Here is an 18327-nt window from a genome sequence, read left to right on the forward strand (position 1 = left end):
GAGAGGCGGTCGCCATGCGACTCGGTCTGGCACTGGGCTACTGGGGCCGCGGCCCGGACCCCCGGCACCTCGAACTCGCCCGCGAGGCCGAGCGCCTGGGCTACGACTCGGTGTGGACCGCGGAGGCCTGGGGCTCGGACGCGTTCACCGCCCTCACCTGGATCGCCGCGCACACCTCCCGCATCCGGCTCGGTACCGGCATCGCCCAGATGGCCGCCCGCACGCCCACCGCGACCGCGATGCACGCCCTCACCCTCGATCACCTCTCCGGCGGGCGGCTGCTGCTGGGCCTGGGGCTGTCCGGGCCGCAGGTCGTCGAGGGCTGGTACGGGCGGCCGTTCCCGAAGAGCCCGCTGACCGCCACCCGCGAGTACGTGGACGTGGTCCGCCAAGTCCTGCGCCGGGAAGGGCCGGTGGTGTCCGACGGGCTGTTCCATCCGCTCCCCTACCGCGGCCCGGACGGCACCGGTCTGGGCAAACCGCTCAAGCCCATCACCCATCCGCTGCGCGCCTCGGTGCCGGTCCTGCTCGGCGCGGAGGGGCCCAAGAACATCGCCCAGACCACCCGGATCGCGGACGGCTGGCTGCCGCTGTACTGGTCGCCGCGGCGCACCGGCGTCCACCAGGAGTCGCTGGCCGGCGCGCCCGCGGGGTTCCGCATCGCGCCGATGGCCCGCGCGGTGGTCTGTGACGACATCGCCGAGGGGCTGTGGCCGGTCAAGGCGATGCTCGGCTTCTACATCGGGGGCATGGGACACGCGGCCCGGAACTTCCACGCCGATCTGATGGCCCGTATGGGATACCCGGACGAGGCCCGCCGCATCCAGCAGCTCTTCCTGGAGGGCCGCAAGGAGGAGGCGGTGCGCGCCGTGCCGGACGCCTTCGCCGACGAGATCTCCCTGGTCGGCCCGCGCGAACGGATCGCCGAGCGGCTGGAGTCGTGGCGTGCGGGCCCGGTCACCGACCTGCTGGTCACCGCGCCGGACCCGCGGACACTACGGGTGCTGGCCGAGCTGAACTCCTGACGCCCGGCGCGCGCCGCTCACTCGAACGAGGCGTAGGTCAGCCACGTGTCGAGCAGCGCCCGGTCGCCGAGCACCTCGACCCGGTCGCTGTCGGCGGGCAGCCGGCGGTAGAGGACGCACAGTACGTCGGTGAGCGGGCCGCGCAGGGCGACCGCCGCCTTCTCGTGGGCGCGGCGGTGGGTGAACCGGTCGCCGGTGAGGTCGAGCAGCCACTCGGCGTTCAGCCCGTCCGGGGTGTCCGTGGCGTGCAGGTGGAGGGTGCGGCCGGGCCCGAAGGGCTGCACGCCGTGCGCCGCGAACCGCTCGGCGGCCTCCGGCAGTTCGCACAACTGCAGCCACTCCTCGATGCAGTCGGCGGCCACCTCCTGCGGCACGTCGAAGGGGACGCCGGCGGCGAGCGCGGCGTCGACGCGGTGCACGACCGTCTCGTGGGTCATCCGGCGGGCCCAGAAGCCGGCCCGCTGCACCGGCGGCGCCCAGGTCCACACCTCGGCGTCCGGCCCGGCCTCGCGCAGCGCCGCCACGGTCCGCTCCGCGCCCTCCGCGAGCCAGGCGTCCAGGGCCGCGGCGTCCTCCCCCTCGGGCCCGGCCGCGCCCGGCACCTCGTCGGGCCCGATGGCCTTCTCCGCGCGGGTGGCGACGAGCGTGCCGGCCCAGCGGTGCGCACCACCCACGTGCCGGGCGAGATCGGCCAGCGTCCAGTCGGGACAGGTCGGCACGGTCACGGAGAGGTCGGCGCTGCGCACGATCTCCCGCAACCGGCCGGTCTCGTCCAGGAGTTGGGAACAGTAGGCGTCATGACTGAGGGAGCCCTGAAGGGGCACGGAGTGGGTCATACGGCGCACACTAGTGCGCCGCACCCCGCCCCGCCCCCTTCTCCACGCGGCCCGTCCCGGATACCCGTGCGACAGCCCCTACCGGCAGCAGTCCGGCTCCAGTCCCGACGGCAGCCGCTCGGCGCCGAAGACCGTGGTGGTCGCCTCGTCGCCGCCCACGGCCGCCACCGCGAGCAGCAGCGAACCGGCCGTCCAGGAGGTGCGTTCGCGCGGCCAGATCGCGTCGTCGTCGAAGACGTAGCCGGTCCAGTACATGCCGTCCTCGGCGCGCAGGTGCTGGATCCACTTGAGGATCTGCACGGCCCGCTCCGACTCCCCCATCGCCCACAGCGCGAGCGCCAGTTCCGCGCTCTCGCCGCCGGTGACCCAGGGGTTGGGCAGGACGCAGCGCACGCCCAGGCCGGGCACCACGAAGCGGTCCCAGTCGGCGTCGATCCGGTCCCGGGCCGCCTGGCCGCGGACCGCGCCGCCGAGGATCGGGTAGTACCAGTCCATGGAGTAGCGGGCCTTGTCCAGGAACCGCTCGGGATGGCTGCGTATCGCGTGACCGAGCCGGCCGGCCGCCAACTCCCAGTCCGGCTGCGGCTCCTCGCGCTGCTCGGCGAGCGCCAGCGCGCAGCGCAGCGCCTGGTAGATGGAGGACGAGCCGGTCAGCAGCGCGTCGCGGACCGGGGTGCCGTCGTCCTCGCGCTTCCAGCCGATCTCCCCACCGGGCTGCTGCAGTTCGAGGACGTACTCGATCGCGGCGTGGACCGCGGGCCACATCCGGTCGAGGAAGGCCTCGTCGCCGGTGGACAGGTAGTGGTGCCAGACGCCGACCGCGATGTAGGCGCAGAAGTTGGTCTCCCGGCCGCGGTCGGTGGGCGCCTCGGCGTCCCCGTCGGCGTAGGCCGCGTACCAGGAGCCGTCCGGGTTCTGGTGCCGTACCAGCCAGTCGTACGCGGCCTCGGCGCGCTCGTGTTCGCCGGCCGCGTCCAGGGCCATGGCGGCCTCGGTGTGGTCCCACGGGTCGAGGTGGTGGCCCCGGAACCACGGGATGGCGCCGTCCGCGCGCTGGGTCGCGAGGATGCCCTCGACCGTGCGGGCGGCCTCTTCGGCGGTGAGCACCCCCGGCAGGACGAGCCGTTCGGTACGCCCGGGACTCGTCACTTGGCGGCCCCGGCGGAGGACTTGGCAGCGGACTTGGTGGAGGCCTTGGCGGAGGACGTGGCGGTCTTCCGGGCGCGGGCGGCGGGCCGGGCGGCCGGCTCCGGGGCCTCGGCGGGCGCGCCCGCCTCGTCGGCGACGGGCGCCTGCGGCAGGTGCGGCTTGGTGGCGTAGACGACGAAGCTCTTGCCGATGACCGGGTTCAGGGCCCGCTCGGCGAGCCGGGTGGCCAGCGGCTTCTTCATGATGTCCCAGACCAGCAGCTTGTGGTACGCCTGCACCGGCAGCGCCTTGTCGTTGTCCACCCCGAAGGCGCACTTGAGCCACCAGTACGGGCTGTGCAGGCCGTGGGCGTGGTGCGTGCCGTACGGCTCCAGGCCGGCCTCCCGCATCTTGCCGAGGAGTTCGTCGCCGCGGTAGATGCGGATGTGGCCGCCCTCGACCTCGTGGTAGGCGTCGCTGAGCGCCCAGCAGATCTTCTCCGGGCCGTAGCGCGGCACGGTGACGGCGATCCGGCCGCCGGGGCGCAGCACCCGCACCATCTCGGCGAGCACGCCCTTGTCGTCGGGGATGTGCTCCATGACCTCGGAGATGATGACGACGTCGAAGCTGTCGTCGGGGAACGGCAGGGCCAGCGCGTCACCCTCCATGGCGGTGGCGGACGCGCCGGCCGGGGCCTCGCCGGCCTCCTTCATCGCGGCGAACCACTTGGCGACCTCGCGGATCTCGTCGCCGTTCTGGTCGAGGGCGACGACCTGCGCGCCGCGCCGGTAACACTCGAAGGCGTGCCGGCCGGCGCCGCAGCCCAGGTCGAGCACGCGGTCGCCGGGAGCGAGCGGGAATCGGGAGAAGTCGACGGTCAGCACGGCGTTCTGCTTTCGTCCGGCGGTGGGTGGCGGTGGTGCGAAACGGCGGCGGGGCGCCCGGGAGGCGGCGCCGGGAGGTGACGGAGCTATCTGCGGGCGGCGGCGGACCGGCTGCCCTGGAGGGCGATGGCCTCGCGGTAGCGCTCGGCGGTGCCGAGGGCGGCCTGGCGCCAGGTGAAGCGGGCCAGCACCCGCTCCCGGCCGGCCGTGCCCAGCCGGCGGCGCAGCTCCGGGTCGCCGAGGAGCCGCAGCAGACCGTCCGCCAGCGCGCCTGCGTCGCCCGGCGGCACCGCCAGACACGTCTCGCCGTCCGGCCCGGCGACCTCCGGGATGGCGCCGCCGGTGGTGGCGAGCAGCGGGGTGCCGGTGGCCATCGCCTCGGCGGCGGGCAGCGAGAACCCCTCGTAGAGGGAGGGCACACAGGCGATCTGGGCACTGCGCACGAGGTCGACGAGTTCGGGGTCGCTGATGCCCTTGACGAACTCGATGGCGCCGGCCAGTCCGAGCCGTTCGATGGCGGCGGCGACCGGTCCGTCGTCGGCGCGCTTGCCGACGACCACCAGATGGGCGTCGGGGTTCTCGGTGCGTACCTTGGCGAGCGCCTCGACGAGGTGGACCAGACCCTTGAGGGGGACGTCGGCGCTGGAGGTGGTGACGATCCGGCCCGGCACCTCGGGGACGGACGCGTCCGGCGAGAAGAGGTCGGTGTCGGCGCCGATGGGGACCACATGGATCCGCTCGGGGCGGACCCCGAGGTCGTCGACGATCTCCTGGCGGGACGAGCCGGAGACGGTCAGCACGGACGGCAGCCGGCGGGCGACCCGCTTCTGCATCCGGGTGAAGCCGTACCAGCGGCGGACCGAGGCGCGGCGCTTCCAGTCGGTGGCGGCGGCCAGGTCGAGCCGGCGGTCGACGGTGATGGGGTGATGGATCGTGGTGACCAGCGGGGCGCCGAGCGCGCCGGGGCCGCCGAGCAGGCCGTAGCCGAGGGTCTGGTTGTCGTGGACGACGTCGAACTGGCCGGCGCGGGCGGCGAGATGCCGCCGGGCGCGCAGCGAGAAGGTCAGCGGTTCGGGGAAGCCGCCGGTCCACATCGTGCCCACCTCGAGGGCGTCGATCCAGTCGCGGTACTCGCCGCGCTTCGGCGTGCGGAACGGGTCCGGCTGGCGGTAGAGGTCCAGGCTCGCCAGCTCGGTCAGCCGCACGCCCTCGTCGAGGACCGGATAGGGCTGGGCGCCGATCACCTCGACGCTGTGGCCGAGCCGGGCCAGCTCGCGTGAGAGGTGGCGTACGTAGACGCCCTGGCCGCCGCAGAACGGGTTCCCCTTGTACGTGAGCATCGCGATGCGCAGGGGGCGCCCGTGGTCCTGTGAGGTGGTGATCGCGGCGCGCTCCAGGCTTCCCGGGTCGCTCGGGGCGGCGGCCGAGGAGCCCCCGGCAGGGCGAGGCGCGGCTGCCTGAACGGCCTCTGCGGTCACGCTCGGCCCCCTTCTCACTGGACTTTCGCCGGAGCGTAACCGCTGGCGGTAATCTAGAACAAGTTTCAGAACTGCTGGGCTACTGATCAGTTCACCGAGCTTCGAATCTACCGGCCGAGAACGATGCGAAAAGAGCCGCACCAGGTGATTCGCGCCACCACCCGACCCCCTGCCATGCTGTGCCGGTCGCGGCAGCGGCACTCATCACATCGCGGACAGAACGCCACGGACGGCCACGGAACAGCCATGGAATGGGAACAATGACTACGGAATCCAAGGCAGCCAGGCCGGCGCTTCCCGCGAGTCCTCCCCTGACCGAGCGTCAGGAGGCCCGGCGCCGCCGCATCCTGCACACCAGCGCCAAACTGGCCTCCCGTGGCGGCTTCGACGCCGTACAGATGCGCGAGGTCGCCGAGTCCTCGGGCGTCGCGCTCGGCACGCTCTACCGCTACTTCCCGTCCAAGGTGCACCTGCTGGTCGCCACCATGCAGGACCAGCTCCAGCACATGCACGAGACGCTGCGCAAGCGCCCGCCGGCCGAGCCGGAACCGGGCGCCCGGGTCGCCCAGACCCTGATGCGGGCGTTCCGCGCCCTGCAGCGCGAACCGCACCTCGCGGACGCCATGGTCCGCGCGCTGACCTTCGCCGACCGCTCGGTGAGCCCCGAGGTCGACACGGTCTCCCGGCTGACCACGGCGATCATCCTCGACGCGATGCGCCTGGACGGCCCGCCCACCCCCGAACAGCTCTCCGCGGTCCGCGTCATCGAGCACACCTGGCACTCGGCCCTGATCACCTGGCTCTCCGGCCGCGCCTCGATCGCCCAGGTCAAGATCGACATCGAAACGGTCTGCCGCCTGATCGACGTGACGTCACCGGGGGCGGGGGGCTAGGGGGCGCCTCCCCGTGGCCTTTGGACTTTGCCCTCTGGCCCCTGAAGGCCCCCTCACTCCTCCGGAGGGAAGACCGCCGCCCCGCTGTCCACCACGGTGAGCGTGATCGCCTCCACGGGGCACCCCTCGGCCGCCGCCAGTACGCGCTCGCCGGCCTCCGTCTCCGTCGCCACCGGGTGGGACTGCCGCGCGGTGTCCAGCCGGAACCCGTCCGGGGCCGCGCCGACACACATCCCCGACCCGATGCACACGCCCCGGTCGACCGCCACCCGCCACCGTTCCGCCGTCCGCCCCTCCGCGTCCGCCATCACGCACCCGCCGGCAGGTGGATCATCTTGTGCTCCAGATACTCGCCGAACCCCTCGGGCCCGAACTCCCGCCCGATCCCGGAGTTCTTGTAGCCGCCGAACGGCCCGAGCATGTCGATGCTGAACGTGTTGACCGAGTACGTACCGGTCCGCACCCGCCGCGCCACGTCGACGCCGTGCTCGACATCGCCCGTCCACACCGAGCCGGACAGCCCGTAGTCGGAGTCGTTGGCGATCCGCACCGCCTCCGCCTCGTCCTCGTACGGCAGCAGGCAGATCACCGGCCCGAAGATCTCCTCCCGGGCGATCCGCATGCCGTTGCCGACCTCGCCGAAGAGCGTCGGCTCGACGTACCAGCCGGTGGTCTGCCCCTTCGGACGGCCGCCGCCGGTGAGGACCTTGGCGCCTTCCTTCTGGCCGAGCGCGATGTAGTCCAGCGAGCGCTGCTGCTGCCGGCGGGCGACCAACGGGCCGACCTCGGTGGCCGGATCCAGCGGGTCGCCCACGGTGAGCGCGGACGCCGCCGCGGTGAAGCGCTCGGCGATCTCGTCGTAGTGGCTGCGCGGCGCGAGGATCCGGGTCTGCGCCACGCACGCCTGCCCGTTGATCATCCAGGCGAACGGCACGATGCCGGCCACCGCCGCGTCCAGATCGGCGTCCGGCAGGATCACCGCCGCCGACTTGCCGCCCAGCTCCAGCGTGACCCGGCTGAGGTTCCGGGCCGCGACCTCCATGACCCGCTTGCCCGCCGCCACCGACCCGGTGAACGACACCTTGTCCACGCCCGGATGCCCGACGAGGTACTCGCTCACCTCACGGTCCGCCGGCAGGATCGAGAGCACCCCCTCCGGCAGCCCGGCCGCGGTCGCGATCTCCGCGAGGAGGTACGCGTCCAGCGGGGTCTCCGGCGACACCTTCAGCACCACCGAACAGCCGGCCAGCAGCGCCGGAGCGAGCTTGGCGGCGGCGGTGAACTGCGGCACGTTCCACGGCACCACGGCCGCCACCACCCCGGCCGGTTCCCGCCGTACGAGGATCGGCCCCAGCACCCCGGCCCGCCGCTCCTCGAACGGGAAGTCCCGGGCCACCGTGAGCGCCGCGTCCCAGGCCAGCACCGAGGCCAGCGACTGCACCATGACGCCCGAGGTGAACGGGGTGCCGTTCTGCGAGCTGATGACCCTGGCGATCTCCTCGCTGCGCGCCGCGAAGGCGTCCTTGATACGAGTCACCACCGCGATCCGGTCCGCGAGCGGGGCGTTCGCCCACACCCCGGACGCGAAGGAGGTGCGGGCCGCGGCCACCGCACGGTCGACATCGGCCCGCGAGGCGTGCGGGACCCGGCCGATGACCTGCTCGGTGTGCGGTGAGACGACCTCGATCGTGTCCCGGCCGGCCGGATCGACCAACGCACCGCCTATGTAGAGCTTTCCGTGCTCGACGAGGTCGCTCATGGCTGCCGCCTCCCGACGATGAGCTGCTGTGGACGAACGATGGCGCTACTACGCCACGTTTGCTGACGGTTCGTCAGACACGCTGCGTATCAGGAACTGTTACCAGTTCCAGTGGGAGGAGTCCACGGCGCCGACCGAATCCGGGCCCCGCCAACTCCCCCATGGCGGCGGACACTTAATCCCTCACTTGAAACCCGTTCTAGTTATAGTGAGGGCGGTTTCGACGAGAGGGGTCCGCGATGGGCGCGCAGGTGATCGACCACAAGGGCGGGGTGTGGAGCATCGCCGTCCCCATCCCGGACAATCCGCTCGGCCACACCCTCGTCCACCTCCTGGAGACCGACCGCGGGCCGGTGCTGATCGACACCGGATGGGACGACCCGGACTCCTGGGACACCTTGGTGGCCGGCGTGACCGCCTGCGGTTTCGCCCTCACCGATCTCCACGGCATCTTGATCACCCATCACCACCCCGATCACCACGGCCTGTCCGCCAAGGTGCGGGAGGCGTCCGGCGCCTGGATCGCGATGCACGCCGCGGACACCGCCGTCGTACGCCGCACCCGCGCGGCCGTACCAGGAGAGTGGCTCGACTACCTGATCACCAAGCTCTCCACCGCGGGCGCACCGGACGCGCACGTGGCCCGGCTGCGGGAGGCACACGCCAAGCGGAGGAGCGGCCACCGACCGCCGGGCCGGGAGGTCGCGCTGCCGGACCGCGACATCGCCCCGGGCGAGCTGCTCGACCTGCCGGGCCGCCGGCTGCGCGCCATCTGGACGCCGGGCCACACACCGGGCCATGTGTGCCTGCACCTGGAGGAGGAGCACCCGGCGGCCGGCCCGCGACAGGACGGCGAGACGGGCAGGGGCGGAGACGGAGGCGGAGGCGCAGGCGGACAACGGCCCGGCTTCGGGCGGCTGTTCTCCGGCGACCACCTCCTCCCCGGCATCACCCCGCACATCGGCCTGTACGAGGAACCGGACGGCGACGGGGGTCCCACCCGCTCCAACGAAGGGGAGAGCCCGGGGGGCGCCACCGACCCCCTGGGCGACTACCTCGACTCCCTCGAACGCGTCGCCCGCCTCGCGCCCGCCGAGGTCCTGCCCGCGCATCAGCACGCCTTCACCGATGCCGGCGGACGCGTACGCGAGCTCATCGCCCACCATGAAGAGCGGCTCTCCGGACTGCGAGCACTGCTCCGCGAACCCCTGACCCCCTGGGAACTCGCCGTCCGCATGGAGTGGAACCGTCCGTGGGAGCACATCCCGTTCGCGTCACGGAACATCGCGGTCTCGGAGGCCGAGGCCCATCTGCGCCGCCTGGTGAAGCTGGGACAGGTGGAGCGGGTGGAGCGGGCGACGGACGGTCCGGCGCGCTATCAGGCGGTGCAACTGAACCCGTAGGCGGTGCCGGTGGAGCCACGGCAAGGCCACGGCAAGGCCACGGCGGGAAATTAAGTAGCCTCGGGCAACCAAATCGCGGTAGGCTCAGGCCGCCACCACCCACCCTGCTCACCGCACCCCCATTTCCCCTTCCCCCTTTCCTCCTTCCTCTTTTCCTCAGCCTCCGGAGGCCCCTCATGGGCGAGTTGCGCGGCGTCGCCGCCACCGCACTCGGTGTAGCCCGGATCCGTGCGACCGAAAGCGCCCGCCCGGACCGGCTCTTCGACGACCCGTACGCCGCGGGCTTCGTGGCCGCCGCCCCGCCCCGGCCCGCCGCGGCCGCGCGGACTGACGACGCGGAGGTGCCCGCCCCCCAGCGGGAGGCGTTCTACCGCGGGTTGTTCCGGCACGTCGTGCTGCGCACCCGCTTCTTCGACGACTACCTGACCACGGCCACCACCCAACACGCCCTGCGCCAGGTCGTGATCCTCGCCGCCGGCCTCGACACCCGCGCCCACCGGTTGCCGTGGCCCGACGGCGTACGCCTCTACGAGGTCGACCTGCCGGAGGTGCTGGCCTTCAAGGAGCGGGTGCTGGCCGAGCAGGGCGCCCGGCCGCGGTGTGCGCGTACCGCCGTCGCCGCCGACCTCCGCACGGACTGGACCGCACCGCTGCGGGCCGCCGGTTTCGCGCCGGACGAGCCGACGGCCTGGCTCGTCGAGGGGCTGCTGGTCTACCTGTCGGCCGGGGAAGCCGCCCGGCTGCTGACCACCCTCGGCGAGCAGTCCGCCCCGGGCAGCCGCCTCGCCTTCCCCGGCTCGGAGGACTTCCGCACCAGCGCGATGATGGCCGATGGCCGTACCCTGCCGTCGATGCGCGAGATCAGCGCGCTGTGGAAGGGCGGCCTCGACGAACCGGCCGCCGACTGGCTGGGCCGGCACGGCTGGCAGCCGCGCATCCACGCCCGCGAGACGGTCGCGGCGTCGTACGGACGGGTCCTGGGCGACCGGCCGGACGGGGCGGGCACCGACGGGACGGACGGCCGTGGCGCCTTCGTCGTCGCCGTACGCGGCCGCGACGAGGTCCCGTCCGTCTAGTGCCGAGCGGCGCGGGCTACTCGGCGTCGAGCTGGTGGTCGGCCCAGACGTAGGTCTCGGGCAGCAAGTCGGTGAGGGGGACGGCTCGGACGCGGTCGCCTTCGCCGACGATGACCTCAAGGGCGGGAAAGTAGTCGAGCAGGACCTGGCGGCACCGGCCGCACGGGGGAACGACCCCCCGGTCGCGGTCGCCCACGGCGACGATCGTGTCCAGCTCGTAGGCGCCCTGGGCGGCTGCCGTGCCGATGAGGACGAGCTCGGCGCAGGGGCCTCCGGTGAAGTGGTAGGCGTTCACCGAGGTGACGATCCGGCCGTCCCGGGCGCGGGCCGCGGCCGCCATGGTGTGGTTGTCGCCCCGGCAGCGGGTACGAGCGACGTGGGCCGCGGCCTGGATGAGTTCGTGGTCGACGTGGTGGGTCTGCATGCTCGCCTTCTCTGCCTGGTCACGTGACCTGCGACGCTGACCCGAGGCACGAGGGCGCGCAAGTGAATATCGCAGGTGCGCCTGCCGACCGCGGGGCCCCGGCGGGCCGACGCCCCCGAGGGCGCACCCCGCCGGCCGCAGTGCCCTCCCCGCGCCCGCGGCCCCCGGCCGGGGGCCGGTTAAGGTGTGCGGGACAACGTCATCCGTACCCGATCGGGGGAAGCCGGTGTAAATCCGGCGCTGACCCTCCCCCAAGCTCTCGGCTTCGCTCGAGCCCGGGGGCACCCCCATCCGTGAGGACGGCCGGTCGCTCCTCGTGCGGCGATCCGGCCGGACGAGTCGGAGCACCCGATGGGGCACGGCCAAGGCTCGCGCCACCGGTACCGCCACGTGCGGACGGCCGGTGCGCGGCACCGTCGAGGTATACGGAGCCGAGCCCGGTGCCACCGCGCCCGATCGCAGGATCGGAGCGCGGGTGGTGGGCCGAGCGCGGCTGCGTGCACCGCCGCGACCCGACCCGAGAGGCACCGACCCGATGGCTCCCATGGCTTCCATGGCTCACCAGGCCCCTTCGACGCACCCCGTCGCCTTCCTGGCGCGCCGCGCCGCCACGGCGCTGGCGGCCGCGGTGGTCCTGGGCGCGGCCGCTGCCCCCGCCGCGTCCGCCGCCGGCCCTTCCCCGTCCCCGCAGAAGCTGCCCGCCGGGCTGTACGGCACCAAGGACCCGCAGTACGACGGCGTCTGGCGGCAGTCGCTCGCGCTGCTGGCGCAGCACACGGTGGGCGTGCGGCCCGCGGCCCCGGCGGTGGACTGGCTGGTCGGGCAGCAGTGCGCGGACGGCTCGTACACCGCGTTCCGGGCCGACCCGGGCAAGGCGTGTGACGCCAAGACGATGCGGGACACCAACCAGACGGCCGCCGCGGTGCAGGCGCTGGCCGCGCTCGGTGGGCACGGCAAGACCGTGACGAAGGCCGTGGACTGGCTGAAGTCGGTGCAGAACGACGACGGTGGCTGGAGCTCGATGCCCGGTTCGCCCAGCGACGCCAACTCCACCTCGGTGGTCATCGGCGCGCTGGCGGCGGCCGATCACAAGCCGGAGTCGGTCACGTCGAAGAAGGGCGGCAAGACCCCTTACGACGGGCTGCTCACCTTCCGGCTGGGCTGCGACGCCAAGGAGGAGGGGCGCGGTGCGTTCACCTTCCAGCTCAAGGACGCGGCGCCGAACGCCGACGCCACCGCGGCCGCCGCGACCGGCGCGCTCGGCAAGGGCTTCGTCGTCGCCCCCGCAAACGGCGCCGCCGATACTCCCGTCAAGCCGCTGACCTGCAAGAACGGCATGGAGAACGGCGCCGGCAAGGGCAAGCAGGCGGGGGCGGACGGCCGGGCGCGGGCCGCGGACGGCGGCGCCGCCTACCTCGTCGATCAGCTCGGCAGGAACGGACAGCATCTGATGTCGACGATGCCGGGTGCGAAGGAGCAGCCGGACGTCGGCAACACCGCCGATGCCGTGGTGGCGCTGGCGGCCGGTGGCCACCGCTCCGCCGCGCAGCGGCCGCTCGCGTGGCTGGAGAAGAACGCCGCCGGCTGGGCCCGGCAGAACGGCCCGGCCGCGTACGCACAGTTGGTGCTCGCCGCGCACGCCACCGGCACCGACCCGCGCGCGTTCGGCGGCACCGACCTGGTGTCCGCCCTGAACGCCACCGGCCCGAAGCCGGCCGCGGTGTCCGCCGGGGCCGAGACGTCCGGGAAGGACGCGAAGAGCGACGACGGCAAGGGCGGGGGCATGGGCGTCGTGTGGGTCGTCGCCGTCGGCCTGGCCATCGGTGCCGGCATCGGCTTCCTGCTGAGCGGCCGCAGGAACCGCGGGAAGAACGGCCTCTGATGCGCCGGGCACTCCAGGCGGTGCTGCTGGCCGGCACCCTCACCGGTCTGGCGGCCGCCCCCGCCCAGGCGCAGGAGTACCGCTACTGGTCGTTCTGGAACGGCGGCGGCAAGGACGGCTCCTGGGCGTACGCCACGGAGGGGCCGGCCACCCTGCGGCCGGCCGACGGCGCGATCGAGGGCTTCCGCTTCACCGTCAGCGCGGACTCCGCCGCGGCCGGAAAGCCGCGTACCGCCGCGGACTTCGACGCCGTCTGCGGTACGACGCCCGCCAAGGACGGCCGCAAGCGGATCGGCATCGTCATCGACTTCGGCACCGCCGCGGACGCCCCGGGCGGTGAGCGGCCGCCGAAGGCGCGGACCGCCTGTGCCCAGGTGCCCGCGGACGCCTCGGCCGGTGAGGCCCTGGCGGCGGTCGCCCGGCCGCTGCGCTACGACTCCGACGCGCTGCTGTGCGGGATCGCCGGCTACCCGAAGTCGGGGTGCGCGGACCAGGTGAAGGACGCGGGTGGAGGCGCCGGTTCCGGTGCCGGCAAGGCCACGGAGGCCGACCGGGCTCACGACGCCGACGGCGGGCCGTCCGCCGGTCTGCTCGGCGGCGGTGCGGCCGTCCTCGTCCTCGGTGCGGCGGCCGGGTGGCAGGCGCGCCGCCGGCGCGGATGAGCGCCCCGCAGGCGACCCGTACCACCGCGCTGCACGCCGGCGCATGGTGGCTGTGGGCGCTCGGACTGGCCACCGCGGCCTCCCGGACCACCAATCCGCTGCTGCTCGGGCTGCTGGTGGGAGTGGCCGGGTACGTCGTCGCGGTGCGGCGTACGGACGCGCCGTGGGCCCGCTCGTACGGCGCGTTCGTGAAGCTGGGTCTGCTGGTGATCGGCATCCGGCTGGTCTTCGCGTTCGTCCTCGGCTCGCCGATCCCGGGTAGCCACACGCTCGTCACGCTTCCCGAAGTGCCGCTTCCGGACTGGGCCGAGGGCGTCCGGATCGGTGGCCGGGTCACCGCGGAGGGCATGCTCTTCGCCCTCTACGACGGGCTGAAGCTGGCCGCCCTGCTGATCTGCGTCGGCGCCGCGAACGCGCTGGCCAACCCGTCCCGGTTGCTGAAGTCGCTGCCCGGTGCGCTGTACGAGGCGGGCGTCGCCGTGGTCGTGGCGATGACCTTCGCCCCGAACCTGGTCGCCGACGTCCAGCGGCTCCGGGCCGCCCGCCGGCTGCGCGGCCGGCCCGACCGGGGCTTCAAGGCGCTGCTCCAGGTCGGACTGCCGGTGCTGGAGGGCGCGTTGGAGCGTTCGGTGGCGCTGGCCGCGGCCATGGACGCCCGGGGTTACGGCCGCAGCGCCCGTGTCCCGCGTGCCGTACGGCACACCACCTCCGCCCTCACCCTCGGCGGGCTGCTGGGCGTCTGCGCGGGCACCTACGGCCTGCTCGGTGACACCGGGGCCGGCTACGGGCTGCCCCTCCTCCTGGCCGGGCTGGCGGCGGCGCTGGCCGGGCTGTGGCTGGGCGGCCGCCGTTCCGTGCGCACCCGTTACCGCCCCGAACGGTGGGGCCCGCGCGCCTGCTTGGTGGCGGGTTCCGGCATCGCCGTCGCGGCCCTGACGATCTGGGCCGGCGGCTACGCCCCCGCCGCCCTCCACCCGCCCGCCTTCCCGCTCACCGCCCCGGTCCTGCCGCTCTGGCCGGCCGCTTCCCTCCTCGTCGGCCTCCTCCCGGCCGTCGTGGCCCCGGCCCCGGCCCCTGCCGGCGCCACCGCCCCGGCCGCGGACCCGGCCACCACCAGGGCCACCAGAACCGCCAAGACCGCCCAGAAGGAGCCCAGCCAGTGATCCGGTTCGAGCAGGTCTCCGTCACCTACGGGGACGCCGCCGCACCTGCCGTCCAGGGCGTGGACCTGACCGTCCCGGAGGGTGAGCTGTGCCTCCTGGTCGGTCCCTCCGGCGTCGGCAAGTCGACGGTGCTGAACGCCGTCTGCGGGCTGGTGCCGCATTTCACCGGGGGGACGCTGCGCGGCCGGGTCACCGTCGACGGCCGTGACACCCGCACCCACAAGCCGCGCGAACTGGCCGATGTGGTCGGGACGGTGGGCCAGGACCCGCTGGCGCACTTCGTCACCGACACCGTCGAGGACGAGCTCGCCTACGGCATGGAGTCGCTGGGGCTCGCTCCGGACGTGATGCGCCGCCGGGTCGAGGAGACCCTCGACCTGCTGGGCCTGGCCGAGCTGCGGGACCGGGCCCTGACCACCCTCTCGGGCGGTCAGCGGCAACGGGTGGCGATCGGTTCGGTGCTCACCACCCACCCCAAGGTCCTGGTCCTGGACGAGCCGACGTCGGCCCTGGACCCGGCCGCGGCCGAAGAGGTGCTCTCCGTCCTCCAGCGTCTGGTGCACGATCTGGGGACCACGGTCCTGCTGGCCGAACACCGGCTGGAGCGCGTGATCCAGTACGCCGACCAGGTCATCCTGCTCCCCGCGCCCGGTGCGCCGCCGGTCATGGGCGCACCGTCCGACGTCATGGCGGTCTCCCCGGTCCATCCCCCGGTGGTGGGCCTGGGCAAGCTCGCCGGCTGGTCCCCGCTCCCGCTGTCCGTACGGGACGCCCGCCGCAAGGCCGCTCCACTGCGGGCGCGACTGGAAACCGTCACACCACCACGGCCGGTGGACGCCGCGCGGACCGCGGAGGCCGCGGCGGTCGCGGAGGTCACCGGGCTCGGTGTACGCCGGGGGCGGATCGAGGCGCTGCACCGGGTGGACCTGTCCGTCCGGCGCGGCGAGACCGTCGCCCTGATGGGGCGGAACGGCGCGGGGAAGTCCACGCTCCTGTCCACCCTCGTCGGGATGCACCAGCCGTCGTCCGGCGCGGTGCGGGTGGGCGGCGTCGTTCCGCACCGGACCGGTCCGCGGGAGCTGTTGCGGCAGGTCGGCCTGGTGCCGCAGGAGCCCCGTGACCTCCTCTACGCGGACACCGTCGCCGCCGAGTGCGCCGCGGCCGACCGGGACGCGGCCGCCCCCGCGGGCAGCTGCCGGGCGCTGGTCGCGCGGTTGCTGCCCGGTGTGCCGGATTCCGTTCATCCCCGGGACCTGTCGGAGGGCCAGCGGCTCGCGCTCGCCCTCGCGGTCGTGCTGACCGCCCGGCCTCCGCTGCTCCTGCTCGACGAGCCCACCCGCGGCCTGGACTACGCCGCCAAGGCCCGCCTGGTCGAGGTGCTGCGCGGGCTCGCGGCCGAGGGGCACGCCATCGTCCTGGCGACCCATGACGTGGAGCTCGCCGCCGAGTTGGCGCACCGGGTGGTGATCCTCGCGGACGGTGAGGTGGTCGCCGACGGGCCCACCGACGAGGTGGTGGTCTCGTCGCCGTCGTTCGCCCCGCAGGTCGCGAAGGTGCTGGCACCGCTGCCCTGGCTGACCGTTCCGCAGGTGGCCGGTGCCCTGGAGGGCGCCGTATGACGGCCGGCCGGCAGGCCCGTGCGGTGCGGCTCGGGCCCCGCTCCGTCGCCGCGCTGGCCCTGGTGTCGGCGATCGGCATGATGGCGTTCGGCTGGCCGCTGCTGGCCGACTCCGCGTCCGGGCTCGCCCATTCCAAGGACGCGCCGTGGCTGTTCGCGGCGCTGCTGCCGATGCTGCTCGCCGTGGTGGTGGCGACGATCGCCGACGTCGGCCTGGACGCGAAGGCGATCGCCATGCTCGGTGTGCTGGCCGCGGCCGGGGCCGCGCTGCGTCCGCTGGGCGCGGGGACGGCCGGGGTCGAGCCGATGTTCTTCCTGATGGTGCTGGCGGGCCGGGTGCTCGGGCCCGGCTTCGGCTTCGTGCTGGGTTCCGTGGCGATGTTCGCCTCGGCGCTGCTGACCGGCGGCGTCGGCCCCTGGATGCCGTTCCAGATGCTGACGATGGGCTGGGTGTCGATGGGCGCCGGTCTGCTGCCGGGGGCCGACCGGCTGCGCGGACGCCGCGAGTTGGCGCTGCTGGCCGCCTACGGTGCCGTCTCCGCGGTGCTGTACGGCCTGGTCATGAACCTCCAGGGCTGGCCGTACATCGCGGGCATGGCCTCGGGCGTCTCCTTCGTACCGGGCGATCCGCTGGACCAGAACCTCGCCCGCTACGTGGCCTACTGCCTCGCCACCTCCCTCGGCTGGGACCTCCCCCGTGCCCTGGTCACCGTGGTCCTCACCGTCACGCTGGGCGGGGCCGTCCTCAAGGCCCTGCGCCGGGCCACCCGCCGCGCCGCCTTCGACGTCCCGGTCGCGTTCGACCAGGGGTAGCTCGCCAGGGGTGACTACAGCCGCTGGATGATCGTCGCCGTCGCCAGTGCTCCGCCCGCGCACATGGTGATCAGCGCGAACTCCTTGTCCGCGCGTTCCAGTTCGTGCAGGGCGGTGGTGATGAGCCGGGCGCCGGTGGCGCCGACGGGGTGGCCCAGGGCGATGGCGCCGCCGTTCACGTTGACCTTCGCGAGGTCCTGGTCGAAGACCTGGGCCCAGGAGAGCACGACGGAGGCGAAGGCCTCGTTGATCTCGACGAGGTCGATGTCCTTGAGGGACATCCCGGCCTTGCCGAGCACCGCGCGGGTGGCGTCGATCGGGCCGTCGAGGTGGAAGTGCGGGTCGGAGCCGACCAGTGCCTGGGCGACGATGCGGGCGCGCGGCCGGAGCTTGAGGGCGCGGGCCATCCGCTTGGAGGCCCACATGATGGCGGCGGCCCCGTCGGAGATCTGTGAGGAGTTGCCGGCTGTGTGGACGGCGGTCGGCATGACGGGCTTGAGGCCGGCCAGCGCCTCCATGCTGGTGTCGCGCAGGCCCTCGTCGCGGTCGACCAGCCGCCACATGCCCCCTCCCGCGGCCTGTTCGTCCTCGGTGGTGGGGACCTGGACGGCGAACGTCTCGCGTTTGAAGCGTTCCTCGGCCCAGGCGGTGGCCGCGCGTTCCTGGGAGATCAGTCCGAGGGAGTCGACGTTCTCGCGGGTGAGTCCCCGGTGGCGGGCGATGCGTTCGGCGGCCTCGAACTGGTTGGGCAGATCGACGTTCCACTCGTCGGGCCAGGGCTTTCCGGGACCGTGCTTGGAGCCGCTGCCGAGCGGTACCCGGGACATCGCCTCGACGCCGCAGCCGATGCCGACGTCGATCACTCCGCCGGCGATCATGTTGGCGACCAGGTGGTTGGCCTGCTGGGACGAGCCGCACTGGCAGTCCACGGTGGTCGCGGCGGTCTCGTAGGGGAGGCCCATGGTCAGCCAGGCGTTGCGGGCCGGGTTCATCGACTGTTCGCCAGCGTGGGTGACGGTGCCGCCGACGATCTGTTCGACGCAGTCGGGCTGGATGCCCGTACGGGCGAGCAGTTCGCGGTAGGTCTCCCCCAGGAGGTAGGCGGGGTGGAGGTTGGCGAGCGCGCCCTGGCGCCTGCCGATCGGGGTGCGTACTGCTTCGACGATGACGGGTTCCGCGGCCATGACTGACTCGTCCTCTCCTCGCGTCCGCGGGCGTCCCGACACCCACGGAACAGAACTAGTACGCGTTCTAGTTCTGCGAACAGTCTCGTGAGCCGCCAC

Annotated in this window: 17 protein-coding genes; 9 read left to right on the forward strand and 8 right to left on the reverse strand. The window is 73.6% G+C overall.

Features of this window, described 5'->3' with window-relative positions:
* Positions 1-14: 14 nt before the first annotated feature.
* On the forward strand, positions 15-1025 hold the full coding sequence (locus tag V2J85_RS21095) for an LLM class F420-dependent oxidoreductase (protein WP_330822449.1): 1011 nt from the start codon (positions 15-17) through the stop codon (positions 1023-1025).
* A gap of 17 nt (positions 1026-1042) precedes the next feature.
* Here V2J85_RS21095 and V2J85_RS21100 read toward each other — a convergent pair whose 3' ends face one another.
* From V2J85_RS21100 to V2J85_RS21115, 4 genes are all read right to left on the reverse strand, one after another.
* On the reverse strand, positions 1043-1861 hold the full coding sequence (locus V2J85_RS21100; protein ID WP_261951808.1) for a maleylpyruvate isomerase family mycothiol-dependent enzyme: 819 nt from the start codon (positions 1859-1861) through the stop codon (positions 1043-1045).
* Positions 1862-1939: 78 nt separating this feature from the next.
* The gene (locus V2J85_RS21105) at positions 1940-3010 is read right to left on the reverse strand and encodes a prenyltransferase/squalene oxidase repeat-containing protein (protein ID WP_261951807.1); all 1071 of its coding nucleotides are present in this window, start codon (positions 3008-3010) and stop codon (positions 1940-1942) included.
* Positions 3007-3873 carry a class I SAM-dependent methyltransferase gene (locus tag V2J85_RS21110; RefSeq protein WP_330822450.1) on the reverse strand — a complete coding sequence of 289 codons (867 nt, stop codon included), beginning with the start codon at positions 3871-3873 and terminating at the stop codon, positions 3007-3009. The genes V2J85_RS21105 and V2J85_RS21110 overlap by 4 nt, the downstream gene beginning before the upstream one ends.
* An 86-nt stretch (positions 3874-3959) precedes the next feature.
* Entirely contained in the window at positions 3960-5351 is a 1392-nt protein-coding gene (locus tag V2J85_RS21115) for a glycosyltransferase family 4 protein (RefSeq protein ID WP_410011154.1), read from the reverse strand.
* Between the two features lie 260 nt (positions 5352-5611).
* On the opposite strand from V2J85_RS21115, the gene V2J85_RS21120 reads away from it, so the two are divergent.
* The gene (locus V2J85_RS21120) at positions 5612-6244 is read left to right on the forward strand and encodes a TetR family transcriptional regulator (protein ID WP_261951805.1); all 633 of its coding nucleotides are present in this window, start codon (positions 5612-5614) and stop codon (positions 6242-6244) included.
* 53 nt (positions 6245-6297) lie between these two features.
* Here the strand turns inward: V2J85_RS21120 and V2J85_RS21125 are convergent, their stop codons facing one another.
* Complete coding sequence (locus tag V2J85_RS21125; protein ID WP_330822451.1) at positions 6298-6552, reverse strand: ferredoxin; 255 nt, start codon at positions 6550-6552, stop codon at positions 6298-6300.
* Positions 6552-8003: an aldehyde dehydrogenase gene (locus tag V2J85_RS21130; protein ID WP_330822452.1), complete on the reverse strand. Its 1452-nt coding sequence runs from the start codon at positions 8001-8003 to the stop codon at positions 6552-6554. Before V2J85_RS21130 ends, V2J85_RS21125 begins: the two co-directional genes overlap by 1 nt.
* 239 nt (positions 8004-8242) lie before the next feature.
* Here V2J85_RS21130 and V2J85_RS21135 point away from each other — a divergent pair, with 239 nt between their 5' ends.
* Together V2J85_RS21135 and V2J85_RS21140 are read left to right on the forward strand one after the other, a co-directional pair.
* On the forward strand, positions 8243-9406 hold the full coding sequence (locus tag V2J85_RS21135; protein ID WP_330822453.1) for an MBL fold metallo-hydrolase: 1164 nt from the start codon (positions 8243-8245) through the stop codon (positions 9404-9406).
* A 176-nt stretch (positions 9407-9582) separates the two neighbouring features.
* Positions 9583-10482, forward strand: a complete 900-nt coding sequence (locus V2J85_RS21140; RefSeq protein ID WP_261951801.1) for an SAM-dependent methyltransferase — start codon at positions 9583-9585, stop codon at positions 10480-10482.
* A 16-nt stretch (positions 10483-10498) separates the two neighbouring features.
* On the opposite strand, the gene V2J85_RS21145 is transcribed toward V2J85_RS21140, so the two are convergent.
* Entirely contained in the window at positions 10499-10906 is a 408-nt protein-coding gene (locus V2J85_RS21145; protein ID WP_261951800.1) for a cytidine/deoxycytidylate deaminase family protein, read from the reverse strand.
* Positions 10907-11441: 535 nt separating this feature from the next.
* Between V2J85_RS21145 and V2J85_RS21150 the strand changes: the two genes are divergently transcribed.
* The 5 genes from V2J85_RS21150 to V2J85_RS21170 are packed head-to-tail and all read left to right on the forward strand — an operon-like array spanning position 11442 to position 17044.
* The gene (locus V2J85_RS21150; RefSeq protein ID WP_330822454.1) at positions 11442-12788 is read left to right on the forward strand and encodes a prenyltransferase/squalene oxidase repeat-containing protein; all 1347 of its coding nucleotides are present in this window, start codon (positions 11442-11444) and stop codon (positions 12786-12788) included.
* Positions 12788-13450 (forward strand): SCO2322 family protein, encoded by a 663-nt coding sequence (locus tag V2J85_RS21155; protein WP_330822455.1) that lies wholly within the window; start codon positions 12788-12790, stop codon positions 13448-13450. Before V2J85_RS21150 ends, V2J85_RS21155 begins: the two co-directional genes overlap by 1 nt.
* On the forward strand, positions 13447-14613 hold the full coding sequence (locus V2J85_RS21160; RefSeq protein ID WP_261951797.1) for a CbiQ family ECF transporter T component: 1167 nt from the start codon (positions 13447-13449) through the stop codon (positions 14611-14613). The genes V2J85_RS21155 and V2J85_RS21160 overlap by 4 nt, the downstream gene beginning before the upstream one ends.
* Positions 14610-16232 (forward strand): ABC transporter ATP-binding protein, encoded by a 1623-nt coding sequence (locus V2J85_RS21165; protein ID WP_261951796.1) that lies wholly within the window; start codon positions 14610-14612, stop codon positions 16230-16232. Before V2J85_RS21160 ends, V2J85_RS21165 begins: the two co-directional genes overlap by 4 nt.
* Positions 16229-17044 (forward strand): ECF transporter S component, encoded by an 816-nt coding sequence (locus V2J85_RS21170; protein WP_330822456.1) that lies wholly within the window; start codon positions 16229-16231, stop codon positions 17042-17044. Before V2J85_RS21165 ends, V2J85_RS21170 begins: the two co-directional genes overlap by 4 nt.
* A gap of 14 nt (positions 17045-17058) precedes the next feature.
* On the opposite strand, the gene V2J85_RS21175 is transcribed toward V2J85_RS21170, so the two are convergent.
* A complete protein-coding gene (locus V2J85_RS21175; protein WP_261951794.1) occupies positions 17059-18228 on the reverse strand; it encodes a steroid 3-ketoacyl-CoA thiolase in 1170 nt (389 codons plus the stop codon).
* Positions 18229-18327: the final 99 nt, after the last annotated feature.

The organism is Streptomyces bugieae (assembly GCF_036352915.1).
GTDB lineage: Bacteria > Actinomycetota > Actinomycetes > Streptomycetales > Streptomycetaceae > Streptomyces > Streptomyces endophytica.

Excerpts from the sequence above, each read along its gene's own strand:
- V2J85_RS21095 (WP_330822449.1), top strand. The coding sequence starts at position 15 with ATGCGACTCGGTCTGGCACTGGGCTACTGGGGCCGCGGCCCGGACCCC.
- V2J85_RS21130 (WP_330822452.1), bottom strand. The coding sequence starts at position 8,003 with ATGAGCGACCTCGTCGAGCACGGAAAGCTCTACATAGGCGGTGCGTTG.
- V2J85_RS21135 (WP_330822453.1), top strand. The coding sequence starts at position 8,243 with ATGGGCGCGCAGGTGATCGACCACAAGGGCGGGGTGTGGAGCATCGCC.
- V2J85_RS21100 (WP_261951808.1), bottom strand. The coding sequence starts at position 1,861 with ATGACCCACTCCGTGCCCCTTCAGGGCTCCCTCAGTCATGACGCCTAC.
- V2J85_RS21125 (WP_330822451.1), bottom strand. The coding sequence starts at position 6,552 with ATGGCGGACGCGGAGGGGCGGACGGCGGAACGGTGGCGGGTGGCGGTC.
- V2J85_RS21150 (WP_330822454.1), top strand. The coding sequence starts at position 11,442 with ATGGCTCCCATGGCTTCCATGGCTCACCAGGCCCCTTCGACGCACCCC.
- V2J85_RS21170 (WP_330822456.1), top strand. The coding sequence starts at position 16,229 with ATGACGGCCGGCCGGCAGGCCCGTGCGGTGCGGCTCGGGCCCCGCTCC.
- V2J85_RS21120 (WP_261951805.1), top strand. The coding sequence starts at position 5,612 with ATGACTACGGAATCCAAGGCAGCCAGGCCGGCGCTTCCCGCGAGTCCT.
- V2J85_RS21155 (WP_330822455.1), top strand. The coding sequence starts at position 12,788 with ATGCGCCGGGCACTCCAGGCGGTGCTGCTGGCCGGCACCCTCACCGGT.
- V2J85_RS21145 (WP_261951800.1), bottom strand. The coding sequence starts at position 10,906 with ATGCAGACCCACCACGTCGACCACGAACTCATCCAGGCCGCGGCCCAC.
- V2J85_RS21175 (WP_261951794.1), bottom strand. The coding sequence starts at position 18,228 with ATGGCCGCGGAACCCGTCATCGTCGAAGCAGTACGCACCCCGATCGGC.
- V2J85_RS21160 (WP_261951797.1), top strand. The coding sequence starts at position 13,447 with ATGAGCGCCCCGCAGGCGACCCGTACCACCGCGCTGCACGCCGGCGCA.
- V2J85_RS21140 (WP_261951801.1), top strand. The coding sequence starts at position 9,583 with ATGGGCGAGTTGCGCGGCGTCGCCGCCACCGCACTCGGTGTAGCCCGG.